This is a genomic window from Xanthomonas nasturtii, from assembly GCF_001660815.1.
In the GTDB taxonomy this organism is placed as follows: domain Bacteria; phylum Pseudomonadota; class Gammaproteobacteria; order Xanthomonadales; family Xanthomonadaceae; genus Xanthomonas; species Xanthomonas nasturtii.
In genome coordinates, this window is sequence record NZ_LYMI01000019.1 from 18,810 (window position 1) to 36,413 (window position 17,604).

At 64.5% G+C, this 17,604-nt stretch carries 15 protein-coding genes; 6 read left to right on the top strand and 9 right to left on the bottom strand.

From position 1 onward, the window contains the following. The first annotated feature begins 2 nt into the window (after positions 1 to 2). The gene (locus A7D16_RS08585; protein ID WP_064631688.1) at positions 3 to 2,663 is read left to right on the top strand and encodes a putative peptide modification system cyclase; all 2,661 of its coding nucleotides are present in this window, start codon (positions 3 to 5) and stop codon (positions 2,661 to 2,663) included. Here A7D16_RS08585 and A7D16_RS08590 read toward each other — a convergent pair. After that, a complete protein-coding gene (locus A7D16_RS08590; protein ID WP_064631778.1) occupies positions 2,603 to 2,941 on the bottom strand; it encodes an NHLP-related RiPP peptide in 339 nt (112 codons plus the stop codon). The genes A7D16_RS08585 and A7D16_RS08590 overlap by 61 nt on opposite strands. Positions 2,942 to 3,033: 92 nt before the next feature. Between A7D16_RS08590 and A7D16_RS08595 the strand changes: the two genes are divergently transcribed. Then, positions 3,034 to 4,239 (top strand): putative peptide maturation dehydrogenase, encoded by a 1,206-nt coding sequence (locus A7D16_RS08595; RefSeq protein WP_064631690.1) that lies wholly within the window; start codon positions 3,034 to 3,036, stop codon positions 4,237 to 4,239. A 261-nt stretch (positions 4,240 to 4,500) separates the two neighbouring features. Here A7D16_RS08595 and A7D16_RS08600 read toward each other — a convergent pair whose 3' ends face one another. The 4 genes from A7D16_RS08600 to A7D16_RS08615 form a co-directional block, all read right to left on the bottom strand. Beyond that, the gene (locus A7D16_RS08600; protein ID WP_064631692.1) at positions 4,501 to 6,585 is read right to left on the bottom strand and encodes a S9 family peptidase; all 2,085 of its coding nucleotides are present in this window, start codon (positions 6,583 to 6,585) and stop codon (positions 4,501 to 4,503) included. 100 nt (positions 6,586 to 6,685) lie between these two features. Further along, positions 6,686 to 8,713 carry an acetyl/propionyl/methylcrotonyl-CoA carboxylase subunit alpha gene (locus A7D16_RS08605; protein WP_064631694.1) on the bottom strand — a complete coding sequence of 676 codons (2,028 nt, stop codon included), beginning with the start codon at positions 8,711 to 8,713 and terminating at the stop codon, positions 6,686 to 6,688. Positions 8,714 to 8,953: 240 nt separating this feature from the next. Next, on the bottom strand, positions 8,954 to 10,564 hold the full coding sequence (locus A7D16_RS08610; protein ID WP_064631696.1) for a carboxyl transferase domain-containing protein: 1,611 nt from the start codon (positions 10,562 to 10,564) through the stop codon (positions 8,954 to 8,956). Between the two features lie 10 nt (positions 10,565 to 10,574). Then, positions 10,575 to 11,738 (bottom strand): isovaleryl-CoA dehydrogenase, encoded by a 1,164-nt coding sequence (locus tag A7D16_RS08615; protein ID WP_064631698.1) that lies wholly within the window; start codon positions 11,736 to 11,738, stop codon positions 10,575 to 10,577. Positions 11,739 to 11,866: 128 nt separating this feature from the next. Here A7D16_RS08615 and A7D16_RS08620 point away from each other — a divergent pair, with 128 nt between their 5' ends. The 3 genes from A7D16_RS08620 to A7D16_RS08630 all read left to right on the top strand — a co-directional run bounded on the left by A7D16_RS08620 (position 11,867) and on the right by A7D16_RS08630 (position 13,468). Beyond that, positions 11,867 to 12,487 carry a TetR/AcrR family transcriptional regulator gene (locus A7D16_RS08620; RefSeq protein WP_064631700.1) on the top strand — a complete coding sequence of 207 codons (621 nt, stop codon included), beginning with the start codon at positions 11,867 to 11,869 and terminating at the stop codon, positions 12,485 to 12,487. Between the two features lie 82 nt (positions 12,488 to 12,569). Next, the gene (locus A7D16_RS08625) at positions 12,570 to 12,944 is read left to right on the top strand and encodes a hypothetical protein (RefSeq protein ID WP_064631702.1); all 375 of its coding nucleotides are present in this window, start codon (positions 12,570 to 12,572) and stop codon (positions 12,942 to 12,944) included. Continuing rightward, positions 12,941 to 13,468 (top strand): RES family NAD+ phosphorylase, encoded by a 528-nt coding sequence (locus A7D16_RS08630; RefSeq protein ID WP_064631704.1) that lies wholly within the window; start codon positions 12,941 to 12,943, stop codon positions 13,466 to 13,468. The genes A7D16_RS08625 and A7D16_RS08630 overlap by 4 nt, the downstream gene beginning before the upstream one ends. Before the next feature lie 39 nt (positions 13,469 to 13,507). Here the strand turns inward: A7D16_RS08630 and A7D16_RS08635 are convergent, their stop codons facing one another. From A7D16_RS08635 to A7D16_RS08650, 4 genes are read right to left on the bottom strand one after another with little or no spacing between them, the layout of a single operon-like run. Beyond that, positions 13,508 to 13,843, bottom strand: a complete 336-nt coding sequence (locus A7D16_RS08635) for a DUF3325 domain-containing protein (RefSeq protein WP_064631706.1) — start codon at positions 13,841 to 13,843, stop codon at positions 13,508 to 13,510. Then, positions 13,840 to 15,456 (bottom strand): PepSY-associated TM helix domain-containing protein, encoded by a 1,617-nt coding sequence (locus A7D16_RS08640; RefSeq protein ID WP_064631708.1) that lies wholly within the window; start codon positions 15,454 to 15,456, stop codon positions 13,840 to 13,842. The genes A7D16_RS08635 and A7D16_RS08640 overlap by 4 nt, the downstream gene beginning before the upstream one ends. After that, complete coding sequence (locus A7D16_RS08645) at positions 15,453 to 15,764, bottom strand: DUF3649 domain-containing protein (RefSeq protein WP_064631710.1); 312 nt, start codon at positions 15,762 to 15,764, stop codon at positions 15,453 to 15,455. The genes A7D16_RS08640 and A7D16_RS08645 overlap by 4 nt, the downstream gene beginning before the upstream one ends. A 25-nt stretch (positions 15,765 to 15,789) precedes the next feature. Beyond that, entirely contained in the window at positions 15,790 to 16,434 is a 645-nt protein-coding gene (locus A7D16_RS08650) for a hypothetical protein (RefSeq protein WP_064631712.1), read from the bottom strand. A gap of 279 nt (positions 16,435 to 16,713) precedes the next feature. Here A7D16_RS08650 and A7D16_RS08655 point away from each other — a divergent pair, with 279 nt between their 5' ends. Further along, positions 16,714 to 17,232: a c-type cytochrome gene (locus A7D16_RS08655; protein ID WP_064631780.1), complete on the top strand. Its 519-nt coding sequence runs from the start codon at positions 16,714 to 16,716 to the stop codon at positions 17,230 to 17,232. The last annotated feature ends 372 nt before the right edge of the window (positions 17,233 to 17,604 follow it).

A 17,604-nucleotide genomic window follows, 5' to 3' on the forward strand; every position in this document is an offset into this window, starting at 1 on the left:
CGATGAGCGCACGCGCCCACGCACGCAAGGATGCGTCGTCGGAAGCGATCCAGGCGCCGCGTCTGCGTACCTTGCTGTTGACCGATCTGTGCGACTCGACCGCACTGGTCGAACGCATCGGCGACAACGCCGCTGCCGCATTGTTTCGCGAGCACGACCGCCTGGTGGTCAAACTGCAGCAGCACTGGCGCGGCCGCCTGATCGATCGTTCCGACGGGCTGTTGTTGTTGTTCGATCGCCCCATCGACGGCCTGGGCTTCGCGCTGGACTACGCGCGCGGGCTCAAGGCGATGGGCGACGCCCACACGCTCACGTTGTGCGCGCGCCAGGGCCTGCATGTCGGCGAAGTGCTGACCTGGCGCAACAGCGACGAAGCGGTCAGCATCGGTGCCAAGCCGCTGGAAGTCGAAGGGCTGGCCAAGCCCACTGCCGCACGCCTGATGTCGATGGCCCGGCCTGGGCAGATCCTGATCTCGGCGGTGGCCGAATCGTTGACCCACCGCGCCGCACGCGAGCTCGGCGACCGCGCCGAACGGCTGTTGTGGAAATCGCACGGGCGCTGGCGCTTCAAGGGCATGCCCACCGCGATGGAGATCTACGAAGTCGGCGAAGTCGGCCTGACCCCGCTGCGCATGCCGAAAAACTCGGCAAAGGCCTGGCGCGACGTGCCGCTCTGGCGCAGGCCGGCGGCGCTGGTGGCTGAGCTCGCATTGATCTTCGTCACCGCAAGCATTCTTTGGTTCTTTGGCCGTCCAGAACCCGCAATCGCATTCGCCGAACGAGATTGGGTCGTGGTCGGCGATGTGCGAAACCTTACTGGCAATACGGTGCTGGATGGCACGCTGGAACAGGCGCTACGCATCAGCCTGGAGCAGTCGCGGTATGTCAATGTATTGAGTGACCTGAAGGTGCGCGACACCGTTGCGCGAATGAAGCGCGATCCCAACACGATTGTTCTCGATCGCAGCGTAGCCTCGGAAGTGGCCTTGCGTGACGGTGCCAGGGCAGTCCTTCTGCCCACGGTAGCCGAAGTCGGGGGGAAGCTACGCTTCAGCGTGGAGCTGGTGGACCCGCGTACGCAAACGACTTGGTATTCTGAGTTTGTGCAAGGCGATGGCTTGCCATCTGCTCTGTCCTCGGTGGATCAGGTCACTCGCAAGCTCCGGCTTGGGTTGGGCGAGATGGTCGCCTCGATCGACAAGAATTCGGTGCCGTTACCAGCTGTCACAACATCGAGCCTGGACGCGTTACGCGCGTATGCACTTGGCGTGGACGCCACTGCAAAAGGTCGTTGGCGTGAGGGTCTGGAGCTGTTTGATCGAGCGGTCGGGATTGACCCGACGTTCGCGTTGGCCTACCTGGGCGCGGCGCGCATAAAGGTCGCAGTGTCCGACCGCAACGGCGCGCTTCCGTATCTGGACATTGCGGTTCGGTTCCGCCAGCGTTTGCCAGCGCGTGATCAACTCTATCTGGATGCTTGGGTTGCCGAGTTGCGGGCAGTGAATACCGCACTTCCACTGTGGCGAACCTTGGCATCGCTGTACCCGGACAATTTTGCCGGTGCTGCCAATACATCGTGGCACCTGTTTGTGGCCAATCGCTTTGTGGATGCTCTGCCATATGCGCAGGCCGCCGACGTCATACAGGATCCGTTGCGCTCCATTGCGTCCGATCGGATTGGACGCATCCTGCTGGCACAGGGGAAGGTCGACGCCGCGTTGCAGCGCTTCGAAAATTCAGGTGATGGTGATCGCGCAGGACCATTGCGACGCAAAGCCAATGCCTTGGCAGTGTTGGGTCGTTATGCCGATGCACAGCGAGCGCTCGACCGGATTGTAGAGAACGGCTACGCCAATGACGACGTGGTGCCGCTGATTGACCGCACCAGCCTCGCCCTGGATCAGGCCAATTGGGCAGATGCGAATGCCGCCATGGCACAAGCGCTGGCACGCAGCAAGCACAGCGATGATTTCAGCTACCGGCAGTTCCTGGTGATCGGGGTTACAACAGCCGCCATCACCGGTGATGCGACACGCGCAAGTGCGATGGTGAATTCGGCTTTTGATGAGTTAGTGGCTGCGATAACGACTAATGGCTCGGCCGGACCAAACCTGCAGGATGACGCCGCGATGGTGCTCACGCTGGTCAGCCAGGCCCAGCGAAATGGTGACGATCACTTCACCGCACGCGCGCTTTCCGCGATCAAACCTGCGCTCGCACATGAAACCCCTGTCCTTGCCGAATTACGTGCGATCGTCGAAGCCCAGCATCTGGCACTGTCCGGCGATCGTGCAGGAGCCATCGCCCGCCTGCCTGCGTGCCCCGACGATCTGTTGCAAACGCGCGTGACCTTGTACACGTTGTTGCATGACAGTGGACGGCATGCGGAAGCACTGCAACAGGCGCGCTGGCTTTCTCTTCAGCGTGGGCGCGCCTACATCGAAGCAAACGCCTCGCAGACGCTACAGCCGCTCAATGTGGCACACACGCGGTTGGCCCAGCTATGGGCCGCCGAGTCCTTGTATGCACTGGGGCGTACCCAGGAAGCCCGTGAGCAAGCGCAGGCGTTCGTACGCGCCTGGCCTGCATCGCGTCTTCCCGCCTACTTGCGAAGCAGGGTGGAGCGAATACTTTCGGATTCGAAAGCGAAGATGACGGTGTGATTGGTCTTTTCGGTCAGATAGCTCTGTAGTTCTGCACGCGCAAGCGCAATGTCCTCCTTGGAAGCGAGCTGGCTGGTGGTCATGCAGTAATACGGCTGTCCTGCAGTGGGCACGCTGTTGTCAGCGCTCACTCCGGCGATGCCGATCTGCGCAAGCGCCTGCGTGGGGTTGCATTGAAAGCAGTCGCGAAAATCGTCGTCGTTAGACAGCAGCTCCAGCAGCCTGTCGGCAGTGGATACATCGAACGGAAGGTGCGCGTTTTCGGCTGAGTCGGTCATGGTCTTGTCCACAGGATGAGGGGGCTGGTGCATGGAATGACGGGAGAACTGAGACAATATCGACCGTGCTCATGTGTCCTTGAGATGTCTCCATGCAGATTCGTCGCTGTGCCACACTGTTCTTCGAGCTTCGCGACGATGCGACGTTCGATCTTGCCCAGTTGCTTGCCGGTGGCGATGGTCTGCGTCGCGGTACACGCTGGCTGGCACTCGCCCCCCACCTCGATGCAGAAGTCGAGGTCACTACTGCCGAACGAGATTGGCTGAGTCAGCTCAGTCCTACGCGCTGGCAGCCATTCGATCCACTACAACCGCCGCCCTGCTTAGAGCGTCTGATCGAGCAGGGTCTTGCAATCAGCGATCAACCTGAGCACGCAACGCATCGGCAGCACGACGAGCGGGTTCAGCAACAGCGCTGGTGGCCACTTGCCGCGCTTTGGCATCGCTTTGCGCGCTGGAAGGGCGAGGACAGCGTAGCAACGATGGAGAAACACGGCCTGACGACCGCCGAAGGCATGGTGGAGCGACTCGGTGCACCGCCAACAGAAGTGGTGGAGCGCGGCGTAGGAGGCGTTAGCGCACGTATCACGCTGCCGCGAGCGACCCCCGGCAGCTTCGACGACCTGTTGTCACGTCGCGTGACCTGCCGCAACTTCGACACGCAGCGCGCACTGTCAGGTGAGGTGTTGAGCCATATGCTCCAACGTAGTGTCATGGCGAATGCACGCGTTGCTGTGGGACAAGACACTGCATTCTTGAAGAAGCCGGTGCCTTCGGGAGGAAGTCTGCACCCCACCGAGACGTATCTGCTGATTCAACGCGTCGAATGCATGTCGAGCGGCTTGTATCACTATCGTCCGATCGACCACGCACTGCAGCCCCTGGCGCTGCCGCCTGAGCCGCTGTCGGTTGTCGCACGTCGGGCGCTCTCTGGACAGCACTGGTTTGCTGAAGCGCCGGTGCTGCTGATTCTGGTGCCTCGTTTCTTGCGTAGTTTCTGGAAGTACCGAAACCATGCCAAGGCCTATCGCGCGATGATTCTCGACGTCGGCCATATCGCGCAAACGCTTTATCTGAGTGCGACCGACCTGGGGCTGGGGGCGTTTGTGACGTCAGCCATCAATGAGGTGGACATCGAGCAGGCACTGGGCCTGGATGGACTGCAGGACGGTCCACTGGCCATCTGCGGATTCGGCTGGCGTGCCGAGGAGATGACAAATACCGAGCTGGATCCTGATGGAGCCGTGTGGTCGTCCGTTCGCGATCAGGAGATATCCAAGGATCTTGAGCAGCACTGACCGAGTCCGCAATCTTGCGACGCATGAACACGACAAAGAGGCTGTTTTCGAGCTGGGAGTTGTTACGTCGTCGGCAGCAGTAAAGCAGCCATTTAACGTAACTGCTTTGGTGCTGGCTCGACATGTCGGCTTCGGTAGGTAGGCCGGCGATGGCACTGCTTGGTCACGATGCAACGATCACGACCTACAGTGCTCGCCGTAACCGGCGAGCACTGTCTTGGATGGCGTGTTCTCTCAAGGCATCGCGCCAACGGAGGTGACCTACTTCCGAATCGCTTGCGTATGCGTCTTCAAGGCATCGCCGAGCCCGTTGATCTTGTCGGCACCTTCCGGGACGGTGATGCTGGAGCCTTCCAGATCCGCGCCGATCGGTTGCACGCGGCCGCCCAGGCACTGGCTCAGGAAACTTTCGGTCACTGCGTTGAAGGCCTTGCTGTTTTCCGGGCGGCGGAAGCCGTGGCCTTCGTCGGGGAACAGCACGTAGGTGACCGGGATGTTCTTGGCCTTCATGGCGTTGACGATCTGATCGCTTTCGGCCTGCTTGACGCGTGGGTCGTTGGCGCCCTGGCCGATCAGCAGCGGTTTGCTGATCTTGTCGACATGGGTGAGCGGGGAGCGTTCGGTCAGCCACTGCTTGCCGGCCTCGGTGGCCGGGTCGCCCATGCGCCGGGTCAGCTGCTTGTAGAAGCTGGCCCAATACGGCGGTACGGTGCCGAGCAAGGTGTTGAGATTGGCCGGGCCGACGATATCCACGCCGCATTTGAAGGCGTCCGGGGTAAAGGTCATGCCCACCAGGGTGGCGTAGCCGCCGTAGCTGCCGCCCATGATGGCAACGTCTTGGGGCTTGGTGACGCCTTGCTTGACCGCCCATTGCACCGCATCGAGCAGGTCGTCGTGCATCTTGCCGGCCCACTCGCCGTTGCCGGCGTTGGTGAATGCCTTGCCGAAGCCGGTGGAGCCGCGGAAGTTCACCGACAGCACCGCATAGCCGCGGTTGGCCAGCCATTGCTCGTACGGGCCGTAGCCGTAGCTGTCGCGTGCCCACGGGCCGCCGTGCACGAACAGCACCAGCGGTACCGGCTTGTCGGCCTTGCCGTCATGATTGGCGTCGGCTTCAGCAGGCAGGGTGAGGTAGCTGACCAACTTGAGGCCATCGCGTGCAGTCAGTTCCTGCGGCCACATCGGTACCAGCGGCTTGCCCTCCAGCGCAGGCCGTGCGGAGAACAGCTTGGTCAGCTTGCCGCCATCGGCGCGATCGTAGCGGTAGTACGTCAGTGGCGTTTCTGCTGCCGAATAGCCCACGATCCAGATGCGGTCGTCGAGCGTACGTGCGGCAACGCTGGCATCGCCGCTGCCGAGTGATTTGAGCTTTTGCAGATCCGCGGCAATGCCGGTGTCCAGCGGCTTCCACTCTTCGCGCAGGTAGTCGGTGGACACGGCCTGCACCACGCCGGTCCTGGGGTCGTTCAAGGTGGCACCGACATCGGCGCGCGGGTTTTCGAACAGCAGCGTGCGGGCGTTGCTGGCAGTGTCGATGGCATACAGCGCTGCGGTATCGCGGTTGCGCGAATCCTGCATGTACAGCGTCTTGCCGTCATTGGTCAGGCCATCCGGAGCGGTGTTGGTGACATCCTCGAACGGGATGCGGTCCACGCTCTTCCAGCGTTTGCCATCGGGCACCAGCAGCTCTCTGCCGGCATCGTCGGTGGCGCGCGTGACGTAGCGCAGCTGGTAGTCGCCATCGAACAAATAGGAGTCCAGGCTGTCGGTGTTCTTCTGTACCAGCGTGCGCGTGCCGGAGGCCAGGTCCACGCGATACACATCGTGCCACTTGGCATCGCGGTCGTTCATGCCGACCATGATCGATTCGGGATGCTGCGCGCTGACCCGATACACCTCGGCGTTGGTCTTCTTGAACGGGGTGAGGTCCTTGCTGCTGCCATCGGCCAGATTGACCGAGTACAGGTGGAAGTCTTCGTCGCCACCGTTATCGCGCAGGTACAGCAGCGTATCGGCCCGATGGGTCCAGAAATAATTGCGGATGCCGCGCGCGGTGTCCTTGGTGATTGCCCGCGCCTGATCGGGCGCATCCACTGGCGCAACCCAGACGTTGAGCACGCCCTCCAGCGGCGCGACCCAGCTCAGATACTTGCCGTCCGGGCTGATGCTGACACTGGCACGCTCGGGGTTGCCAAACAGTGCGTCGCGGGTGATCAGCTCGGGCGGCGCCGCAGGCGCTGCTGCCGCCGGTGCAGGCGTTGCCGCTTTGTCGGGTGTGGGCGCGGTTTTGTCGCTGCAGGCAGACAGCGCGAGCAGCATGCTGGAAACAAGAAGCAGGCGTTGCATGGGGCCTCCGGTGGCAATGCGGCCGAACCGGCCGATTTGCCACGCTAGCGGCAGGGCCTGCGCAGGCGAACGTGCCGTTGGTCACGCCGGCATTGCGCCGCTACGCAGACGCGGACACAAATTCCACCAGCGCCACGCCGTCGGCCACCAGATCGCCTTCGGCCACCAGATACGCCTGGACGGTGCCGTCGCTGGGCGCGTGCAAGGTGTGCTCCATTTTCATGGCTTCCAGCACCACCAGCGCCTGTCCACGGCTGACCGGCTGGCCCACCGCTGCGGCCAGGGACACGATGCGGCCGGGCATCGGCGCGGTCAGCCCGCCCGCGTCCTGCGCCGGTTGATCAGCTTCCGCCAGCACATCGTGGTGACGGAAGGCCGCGCGCTGCGTGGCGCCGATCAGGGTCAGCATGCTGCCATCGCGCAACACCTGCGCACGCCATTGCCGGCCCTCCATTTCCACCCGCAAGCCAGCATCGTGCCGGTGGTAACGCAACGTGTGCGTCTCGCCCGCACAGCCGACCTGCCAGCCATCGGCATCTCGGCGCACATCGAGCTGGCGGCGCTCGCCATTTGCCTCCAGCATGACGCGCCGGGTTGCATGCGCACCGATGCGCCAACCATCGCCGTGCTGCCACGGCGAGTGCGGATCGGCCGGATCAACGGCAGCGGCTGGCGCTCCGTCGGCAATCAACACCGCCGCCAGGCACCACCACGCGCTGTCCGGGCTGCGCGCCTCGGGAAACAGCACGGCGTGTTCGCGCTCGATCAGGGCGGTGTCCAGATTGGCCGATGCGAAGGAGTCGGTGGCAATCAGGCGCGCAAGAAACGCGCTGTTGGTGGTGACCCCCACCGCATGGAACTGCGCCAACGCCGCGCGCATGCGTGCCAGCGCTGCGGGGCGGTCGGTATCCCAGACGATCAGCTTGGCGATCATCGGGTCGTAGTAAGGGCTGATGGTGTCGCCTTGCTCCACGCCGGCATCGATGCGCACATGCGCGCTGGTGGCGGGCAAGTGCAGCTGGCGCAGCGTGCCGGTCGACGGCAGAAAGCCGCGCTCGGCATCTTCGGCATACAGGCGTGCTTCGAGTGCATGGCCTTGAATGCGCAGCTCGTGCTGACGACGCGGCAAGCGCGCGCCCGCGGCGACCCGCAATTGCCATTCGACCAGATCGGTGCCGGTGATCAGCTCGGTCACCGGGTGCTCCACCTGCAGCCGGGTGTTCATTTCCATGAAATAGAAATCGCCATCCGGGCCGGCAATGAATTCCACCGTGCCGGCACCGACGTAGCCCACGGCTTGCGCTGCGTCCACGGCCGCTTTGCCCATCGCCGCGCGCCGCGTCTGGCTCATGCCGGGCGCAGGCGCTTCTTCAAGCACTTTTTGGTGGCGGCGCTGCACCGAGCAGTCGCGCTCGAACAGGTACACCACCTCGCCATGCGCATCGCCGAACACCTGGATTTCGATATGCCGCGGTCGCTCGACATATTTCTCCACCAGCACCTGCGCATTGCCGAAGGCCGATTGCGCTTCGCGCTGACAGCTGGCCAATGCCTCTTCGAAGGCTGCGCTGGCATCCACCCGGCGCATACCCTTGCCGCCGCCGCCGGCGCTGGCCTTGATCAGCACCGGATAGCCGATTGCGTCGGCTTGCGCGCGCAAGAATGCAGGTGCCTGCTCGTCGCCGTGATAGCCCGGCGTCAGCGGTACGCCGGCACGTTGCATCAGCGCCTTGGCGGCGCTCTTGTCGCCCATCGCGCGAATCGCCGCTGCCGGCGGGCCGATAAACACCACGCCGGCGTGCGCGCAGGCCTCGGCAAATGCCGCGTTTTCCGACAGAAACCCATAACCGGGGTGGATCGCCTGTGCACCGGTTGCGCGCGCCGCGTGCAGAATCGCCTCGCCACGCAGATAACTCTGCTGCGCCGGAGATGCGCCAATGTGGACCGCCTCGTCGGCCAGACGCACATGTCGCGCATCGCGGTCTGCATCCGAGTACACCGCCACCGTGGCGATACCGAGTTTGCCGCAGGTGGCGATCACCCGGCAGGCGATCTCGCCGCGATTGGCGATCAGGATCTTGTCGAAGGGCGGCTGCGTTGCTGCGGCGATAGGGTCGCGCTGGGTCATCGGGTCAGTCTCTGCACGTCGCCGTAGCGGCGGGTCGTCCTACGAAGAAAAAACGGCTAGTTGTGTGTATCACGACTGCAGCAAGCGCAAGGCAGGCGATTGCCGCAAGGCGCTGAGTGCATCCAGACCAGCACAGCGAACGCTTGCCGGCACGTACACACCACATCTCACTGCAACGTGCCTGCCACCAGCATCCGCCACCGCAGCGCGCATGGAGCGGCCGCAGCGCACTCAATCCCCTCACATACGAAACACGCCAAAGCGGGTCGGCTCGATCGGTGCATTCAAGGCCGCCGACAACCCCAGGCCCAGCACACGGCGCGTATCGGCCGGGTCGATAATGCCGTCGTCCCAGAGCCGTGCGCTGGCGTAATACGGGTGGCCTTGTTGCTCGAACTGCGCGCGGATCGGAGCCTTGAACGCTTCTTCTTCCTGGCCCGACCACGCGCCGCCCTTGGCTTCGATGCCGTCGCGGCGCACGGTGGCCAACACGCTGGCAGCCTGCTCGCCGCCCATCACGCCAATGCGCGCGTTCGGCCACATCCACAAAAAGTTCGGCGAATAGGCGCGGCCGCACATGCCGTAGTTGCCTGCACCGAACGAGCCGCCGATGACCACGGTGAACTTGGGCACCTTGGCGCAGGCCACCGCCATCACCAACTTGGCCCCATCCTTGGCGATGCCGCCATGTTCGTATTTGCGCCCGACCATGAAGCCGGTGATGTTCTGCAGAAATACCAGCGGGATGCCGCGCTGCGTGCAGAGCTCGATGAAATGCGCACCCTTGAGCGCCGACTCCGAGAACAGGATGCCGTTGTTGGCAATGATGCCAACCGGGTAGCCGTGCAGATGCGCAAACCCGGTAACCAGGGTGCTGCCGTAGCGCGGCTTGAATTCGTCCAGCCGCGAGTCGTCGACGATGCGCGCGATCACTTCGCGCACGTCGAACGGCTTGCGCGTATCGGCAGGGATCACGCCGTATAGTTCGTCGGCGGCATAACGCGGCGGCAGCGGCGGTTGCAGCGCCAACGATGCAGGCGGCTTGCGCCAGTTGAGCTGCGCGATGATGGCGCGCACGCGTGCCAACGCCTGCAGATCGTTGTCGGCAAAATGATCGGCCACGCCGGAAATGCGCGTATGCACGTCCGCGCCGCCAAGCTCTTCAGCGCTGACTTCTTCGCCGGTGGCTGCTTTCACCAACGGCGGGCCGCCCAGGAAGATGGTGCCTTGCTCGCGCACGATCACCGTTTCATCGCTCATCGCCGGCACATACGCACCGCCAGCGGTGCACGAGCCCATCACGCAGGCAATCTGCGGAATGCCGCTGGCCGAGAGGTTGGCCTGGTTGTAGAAGATGCGCCCGAAGTGGTCGCGGTCCGGAAATACCTCATCCTGCAACGGCAAAAACGCACCGCCGGAATCGACCAGGTAGATGCACGGCAGCCGGTTCTGCTGCGCGATTTCCTGCGCGCGCAAATGCTTTTTCACCGTCATCGGGTAATAGGTGCCGCCCTTGACGGTGGCATCGTTGGCCACGATCACGCATTCCACGCCGGACACGCGGCCGATGCCGGCCACCACGCCCGCGCACGGCACTTGGTCGTCGTACATGCCGTGCGCCGCGAGCGGTGCGATTTCCAGCAAGGCGCTGCCCGGATCCAGCAGCGCATCGATGCGCTCGCGCACCAGCAATTTGCCGCGCGCGGTGTGCTTGGCGCGTGCAGCGTCGCTGCCGCCGCGTGCCGTCTGCGCCAGGGTGTGGCGCAGGTCCTCGATCACCGCACGCATCGCGGCGGCGTTGTGTTGAAAGTTTTCGCCGCTGACCTGCAGCTGGCTGTCGATCACGCTCATGGTGGCTCCGTCAGGCGGTGCGTTCGAACAGCTCGCGGCCGATCAACATGCGTCGGATTTCCGAGGTGCCCGCGCCAATCTCGTACAACTTGGCATCGCGCCACAAGCGCCCGGTGGGGTAGTCGTTGATGTAGCCGTTGCCGCCCAGCACCTGGATCGCCTGGCCGGTGAGCCAGGTCGCCTTTTCGGCGGCATACAGAATGGCGCCGGCAGCGTCCTGGCGGGTGGTACGCCCGGCGTCGCAGGCGCGCGCCACCGCGTACACGTACGCGCGGCAGGCATTGAGCCCGACGTACATGTCGGCCAGCTTGGCCTGCATCAACTGGAAGGTGCCGATCGGCTCGCCGAATTGCTTGCGCTCATGCACGTACGGCAACACCACATCCATCGCGGCCGCCATCAATCCAAGCGGGCCGCCGGCCAGCACCACACGTTCGAAATCCAGCCCGGACATCAGCACGCGCACGCCGCCGTTGAGCGTGCCGAGCACATTTTCCGCGGGCACTTCGCAATCGGTGAACACCAGCTCGCAGGTGTTGGAGCCGCGCATGCCCAGCTTGTCGAGCTTTTGTGCGGTGGAAAACCCCGGCATGCCCTTTTCGACGATGAAGGCGGTGATGCCGCGTGCACCGGCGTCCGGGTCGGTCTTGGCGTACACCACCAGCACATCGGCGTCCGGGCCGTTGGTGATCCACATCTTGCTGCCGTTGAGCACGTAGCGGTCGCCGCGCGCATCGGCACGCAGCTTCATCGACACCACGTCAGAGCCAGAGCCGGCTTCGCTCATCGCCAGCGCACCCACATGCTCGCCGCTGCACAGTTTGGGCAGGTAGCGCTGTTTCTGTTCGGGCGTGGCGTTCTTGCGCAGCTGGTTGAGGCACAAGTTGGAGTGCGCGCCGTACGACAGCCCGATCGCGCCACCGGCGCGCGAGATCTCTTCCATCGCCACCACATGCGCCAGGTAACCCATGCCGCTGCCGCCGTATTCTTCTTCCACGGTCAGCCCCAGCAGGCCTTGCTCACCGAACAGGCGCCACAGTTGCGACGGAAAGACATTGTCGTGATCGGCCGCCGCGGCGAGCGGGGCGATATGGTGGCTGGCGAATGCCGCGACGCTTTCGCGCAGCAGATCGATCTCTTCGCCTAACTCGAAATTCAAGGACGGCACATGCATGGAGCGACTCCGCAAGGATCGGGACGTGCCGGGTGGGAGCGGGCGGGCCGCGCGGCGTTTGCGGGCAGCCTAGCGGTCCGCGACGAAAAAGTGAACTAAAATTCAACTATTGAACCCAGAATCACACCATGGCTTATCGACGCTCCGCCCTGATGGAAGAACGCCTGGCCGGCAACCGCGAACGCATCCTGCACGCGGCTCGCGGCCTGATCGCCGAAGGCGGCTACCGCAACGCCCCGATCACCGCCGTGGCCGCCGCTGCTGGAGTCTCGACCGGGCAGATTTATCGGCATTTCCCGTCCAAAGCCGATCTTTTCGTGGAAGTTCTGAACGAGGCCGTGCAGCGCGAGATGACCATCCTGCGCGCCATCGCCACCACCGGGGCCAGCGCGGCCGAGCGCCTGCGCAGCGCGATCGCCACCTTCGTGCGGCGCGCCTTGGCTGGTCCGGCGCTGGCGTACGCCTTCATCGCCGAGCCGGTGGAGAGCGAAGTGGATGCCGAGCGCATCCGCGGCCGACGTCTGTTCGGTGAAGTGTTCCGTCAGCTGCTCGCCGAAGGCGTGGTGGCCGGCGAGTTCCCCGAGCAGTCGCTGGACGCGGCAGCAGCTTGCATCGTCGGTGCCTTCACCGAGGCCCTGGTGGGGCCGATCGCCCCCAGCCGCGGCGACCCGCAGCAGGGTGAGCAGTTGGTCGAGGCGATCTGCGGCTTCTGCCTGCGCGCGGTAGGAGCGCAACAGCCAACGTGCTGAGTACGCGCTGACCCGCGATGACTGTGCTTCACGAAAGCGCATTACTGTGCATATACTGTGCATCACCTGCCGGAGTCGCGCGATGGTCGCCGTTCTCAATCCCCTGGCCCTGACCGAACGCCTGCGCGTGCCGGACCGGACCATCCTGTCGCCCTTGGCCATGGCTGGCCTGCTGGATCTGTCGCAGCAGGAGCTGGCCGAACTGGCCGGCGTGCATCGCAACAGCCTGCGGGTGCATCCGGAAAGCCCGCGCGTGCAGGACCTGCTGCGCAATCTGTCGCGTCTGCTGGTGGCGATGGCGCAGGTGCAGCCGGACGAACGCCAGGTGGTGTTCCATCTCAAGAACACCCCCATTCCCGCGTTCGAATTCGCCACCTTGCTGGAGGTGGTCAAACAGGGCCGTACCGATGATGCGTTGACCTACCTGCGCACCGTCGCCTCGGGGGCCGCCGGTTGAAGCTGAGCGCCCCGGCGCACTGCACGCTGTATCGCGCCTTCACTCCGCGCTGGGCCGCCGAACCGCTGAGCGGTGCCGGTGCGGCGCGCTCGGGCGGGCGCTTCAATCGGTTCGGTCAGCCGGCGCTGTACCTGTCGCTGCAACTGGAAACCGCCGCGGCCGAATATGCGCAGGCCGCGCCGTTCCTGCCGCCATTGACGCTGGTCAGTTACGCCGCAGAGCTGCCGGCGCTGGCCGATCTGCGCCTGCTCGATGCGAGCTGGGATGCAGTGTGGGCCGACTGGGCCGACGACTGGCGCAAGGCGCTGGTCAACAAGATCGAACCGGTGAACTGGGTGCTTGGCGACCTGCTGCGTGAAGCGGAGATCCCCGGCGTGATCTTCCCCAGCATGGCGCGGCCCGAAGGCGTCAACGTGGCGCTGTTTCTGGACCTGCTGCAGCCCGAACGCGTGCTGCAGGTACTCGACGATGGCCGTCTGCCGCGCGATGGCCGCAGCTGGGGCGACCCGCCGATGGTGGTGTAGCGGCATGCGTGCAGGATGAGCGCGGCAAACGGTCGCGCTTCAACCCATTAGCACCTGCATCACGCCGACCAGCACCGGTGCGACCAGGGCTGCCGGCACGATCGCACCACGCCGATACGGCAACAACCACAGCGACAACACCGCTGCAGCCCCGGTCAACGTGCCCAGCCACAGCACCGGGCCGATGCCCCAGCCCTGCGCATGCACTGCCAGGCCAAAGGTGAGCAATATCAACACCCACCCCAGCACCCGCAGTTGCCGTGAACGGGCGGCGCCCAGCAGGCGGCCACGGAACTCCTGCTGATGCTTGTCCATCGCCAGGCATAGCGCAGCAAAGCCGGAAAAATTCAGTGCCAGCAACAGCAGCACGCTCATGCGCCTTCCTGGATCGGCGCGGCGTGCTGCACAGGCGTTGCGGCAGCGGCGCGCGCGCGACGCGCAGAGGCGGGCTGCGGTGCCTTCCAGCGCTGCAGGCGAAAGCCGGCAACGCCCAGGCAGACGCCCAGCAACAGACAGACCAGATCGACACCAGCCAGCGCCCATTGCCCGGCTGGCAACGTCACGCCCAGATGCATGTCGGTGGTGATCGCGTTCAGCACCGGCACCAGCGCGAACAACGCCGCGCCCAGATACAACTGCCAGCTCCACATCGCACGCCGCGGCCATACGAAGGCGGCCAGCAACGCGGTGGCCCACGCCGCGAAAAACAGATTGGCTTCCATCGCTGCACGCGCTTCCAGGCCCACCGGCAACACGCGGTTGGCCCATAAGAAACTGGCGAAGGCGATCGGCAAGCCGGCCACGGTGCCGATATTGAGTGCGTCCACCAGCCGCAGGCCGAAGCCGATGCGCCCGGCCTTCAGATGTTTGGGGCGTTCCTTCACTGCCCACATCACCACGCCGCTGGCCACCATCAAACAACCGAGCAAACCGGAGCCGAAAAACAGCGCGCGCATCCAGGGCCCGGCAAAATGGGCGGTGTGCAGGCCCACCATCACCCCGCGCGTCTGGCTGGCATCGCCGGGCGGCCCGCTGCGTTGCAGGCGCTCGCCATTCACTGCATCGAACAGGATGGACGGCGCATCGGTCGAGAGATTGTCGGCCAGCTGGCTCACGCCCACGGCGGCATGTACATCGTTGGGAAAGGACACCGCCACGCTGCCCACCTCGCCGCCGCGCCAGTCACTGCGCGCGCGCGTCACGAACTGCTCCAGCGGCAGCATGCGCGCCGGTGTGCCGGCTGCCTGCCGCGTGTCGGCCACCCGGTTGGCTGCCTCTTCGTAGAAACGCATTTCGTTATCGGCGTACTGCGCCTTGATGCCCCACGGCAGGTACATGAACATCAAGGTCACGATGCCGGTGTAGGTGATCATCGCGTGGTACGGCAACGCCGTCACCGCGCTGACGTTGTGGAAATCCAGCCACGAACGCAGCCCCTTGCCCGGGCGGAAGGTGAAAAATTCCTTGAAGATCTTCTTGTGCGTGATCACCCCGCTGATGATCGCCACCAGCATGAACATCGCGCAGAAACCCACGATATAACGCGCCCACACCACCGGCAGATAATGCAGATCGAAGTGCAGCCGGTAGAAGAATTCGCCGCCCAGGGTGTCGCGTGCGGCGATGTTCTTGCCGGTGGCCGGGTCGATGATGGCGTTGCCGTACATCTCGCGCCGGCTGGCAGGTTTGCCGTTGGCCGGCGCAGGATTTTGCCAGTACATGCTCACTACCGGAGTGCGCGCGTCCGGCAAGGTGATGTTCCAGCTCACGGCTTCCGCGGCGTGCGTCTGCAGGTACTGCTCGGCGCTGCGCAGCGCAGTGGCGTCGCTCACCGTGGTGATGGGCAATTCCGGACGCATCCAGCGGCTGATTTCGTCGCGGTAATAACTCGCGGTACCGCCCATGAAGATCAGCAGCAGTACCCAGCCAACCAGTAATCCGGTCCAGGTATGCAGCCACGCCATCGACTGGCGAAACCCCTGCTTCATGCCGCGCTCCGCTGCAGCCACTCGGCCAGCGCGAACATCAGCGCCGCCGGCACCGCAATGCCGGCCCACGCACGCCACACGCTGGCGGTGGCAAAGGCCCACAGCGGCGCACAGGCGCACACCACGATGCCGACCAGCATGCTGGTCAACACCGCTTCACTGCGCGGCAGCGGCAACACCAGCGCCAGCAACAGATTGGTGGCGCTGGCGAGCGCATAACCACCGAAGATCGCCGCCAGCGTGCGCACAAGCACGCCCAGCCAGGGGCGCTTGAGCCAGGAGCGCGGCAGGGACGGTGCGGTAGACATCGGCGCGACTACAGGCGTGGCCGACTCACTCGGCCAGGAAAGTCAGCGTGCTGATGTGATGCACCATCGACACCTGCTTGCCGGCAACCTCGCGCTTCACCGGTTCCTTGTTGGTGGCCACCAGGATGTGGCGGCCGGCACGCAGCTTGGGCAGGGTCACCTGGCCCTTGGCATCGGAGATCAGCGTCTTCTGCCACTTCTGCGGGTCGATCACCGTCACTTCGACCTTGGGCAGCGGCGTGTTGCGATAAAGCACGGTCAGCGTGTTGCTGTTGGCGGCAGTGGGCACCAGCTCGAAATCCAGCTTGGCTGCGGGCGTGGCGCGGCCGGCGCGGGCGTAATAGCTCACCGTCTCGAAACCGCCGGCTTCGCCCTTCCACGGCTCGAACACGCTGTCGTCGCTCAGCCAGGCATCGCCGCTGCCGGCCAACGGCGCGGTCAGAAACTCGGTGCCACGTTGCAGTGCGCCGGCCTTGCCGGCAGTGCCGAACACGCGCGGCTTGACCACGCGCTTGATCTCGTCCTGGCCGTGATCGAGGGTTTCCTGCGCCGGCTCGCCGAAGAAGATGCGCACCGGGCCGCTGCCGTCGCGCTCGATCCAGATTTCATGGGCCTGGGCAGACAGGCTGATGCTGGCCAAGGCTAGGCAGGACAGCAGGAAAGACTTCATCGCGGCGACTCCTCAAGACAGGACCGGGCGAGGCGAGAACCGCGTCACCGTGGATTGATGGGAATGATACGCAATCCCTTCAATGAGACCAACGTGCCATGCGGCATTGCGGCAATTCATCGGCGGGTGCGCGCCTGAGCCGGCATTGGGGCGACAGCGCGTCAAGGCGCAGCGCGCAAGGCGGCGAAAACTGTCACGCAGGCTGGTCAGACTGGCGCGAAGTGTGCTCTATACTCCGGCGCTAGCAGAGGTCTTCGACCAACAGCCATGGGTGAGCGCGTGCGGAATTACGACCTCGAGTTCCTGAAAAAATTCTCGATGGTGATCGGATTACTGGTAGTGATCACCCTGGGCCTGATCGCCCTGGCAGCCTATTTGCAACGCGCTATCCCCGACGAAGTCTCACCCACTGCCGTCAAACGCGTGCAGCAACGCATCGCGCCTGCCGGTGCGGTCTATGCCGGCGCCACCGGCGCGTCCGCCCAGGCCGCAGCCCAGGCCGCAGCGCTGGCCAAGGCCGCCTCGCAATCCGCTTACGGCGGCAGCACCGACGGCAAGACCATCTTCGACAACCTGTGCACCGCCTGCCACACCACGGGGGTGGGCAAGGCGCCGACGCTGGATCGTTCGCATTGGGATGCGCGCATCGCCCAGGGCAAGGACACCTTGTACAAGCACGCCATCGAGGGCTACACCGGCCCGGACGGCGGCATCATGCCGCCCAAGGGCGGCAACCCGGCGCTGACCGAAGAACAGGTGCGCGCCACCGTCGACTGGATGCTTGCCAATCTGAAGTAAGCGCCTGACCTAGCACCGCGCCCGCAACACGCGGCTGGCTTCCAGTGGCTGGTGTGCGGACAGGTCGTCGGATGTGCCGTGCGGATGCGTCGAGCGGGCCAAGTGCGAGGCTGTGCGCGCTGCCGTTCGCTTTTTGTTTTACAGGCAGCAGGCATCGCGCGTGCGGTGGGCCTGGCTGCAACGCTCTTTTCAGGCAATCGCGGCCTTGCACGATCATGCAGTGCCACTGCAAAGGCTGTTGCGTGCACCTGCAAAGGCTAACGATGTACCGGCCACGTCACGCGCCAGCTGGTCGCCACGCGTAGCGTATTGTTAGCCTCTCACAACGCCTTGTCTCCACGCGCTGCCTTCGGGGTGGCGCTTGCAGGTGGT

Bases quoted from the DNA above. Each gene is read 5' to 3' on its own strand.
- A7D16_RS08585 (WP_064631688.1), top strand. From the start codon at position 3: ATGAGCGCACGCGCCCACGCACGCAAGGATGCGTCGTCGGAAGCGATC.
- A7D16_RS08590 (WP_064631778.1), bottom strand. From the start codon at position 2,941: ATGACCGACTCAGCCGAAAACGCGCACCTTCCGTTCGATGTATCCACT.
- A7D16_RS08595 (WP_064631690.1), top strand. From the start codon at position 3,034: ATGCAGATTCGTCGCTGTGCCACACTGTTCTTCGAGCTTCGCGACGAT.
- A7D16_RS08600 (WP_064631692.1), bottom strand. From the start codon at position 6,585: ATGCAACGCCTGCTTCTTGTTTCCAGCATGCTGCTCGCGCTGTCTGCC.
- A7D16_RS08605 (WP_064631694.1), bottom strand. From the start codon at position 8,713: ATGACCCAGCGCGACCCTATCGCCGCAGCAACGCAGCCGCCCTTCGAC.
- A7D16_RS08610 (WP_064631696.1), bottom strand. From the start codon at position 10,564: ATGAGCGTGATCGACAGCCAGCTGCAGGTCAGCGGCGAAAACTTTCAA.
- A7D16_RS08615 (WP_064631698.1), bottom strand. From the start codon at position 11,738: ATGCATGTGCCGTCCTTGAATTTCGAGTTAGGCGAAGAGATCGATCTG.
- A7D16_RS08620 (WP_064631700.1), top strand. From the start codon at position 11,867: ATGGCTTATCGACGCTCCGCCCTGATGGAAGAACGCCTGGCCGGCAAC.
- A7D16_RS08625 (WP_064631702.1), top strand. From the start codon at position 12,570: ATGGTCGCCGTTCTCAATCCCCTGGCCCTGACCGAACGCCTGCGCGTG.
- A7D16_RS08635 (WP_064631706.1), bottom strand. From the start codon at position 13,843: ATGAGCGTGCTGCTGTTGCTGGCACTGAATTTTTCCGGCTTTGCTGCG.
- A7D16_RS08640 (WP_064631708.1), bottom strand. From the start codon at position 15,456: ATGAAGCAGGGGTTTCGCCAGTCGATGGCGTGGCTGCATACCTGGACC.
- A7D16_RS08645 (WP_064631710.1), bottom strand. From the start codon at position 15,764: ATGTCTACCGCACCGTCCCTGCCGCGCTCCTGGCTCAAGCGCCCCTGG.
- A7D16_RS08650 (WP_064631712.1), bottom strand. From the start codon at position 16,434: ATGAAGTCTTTCCTGCTGTCCTGCCTAGCCTTGGCCAGCATCAGCCTG.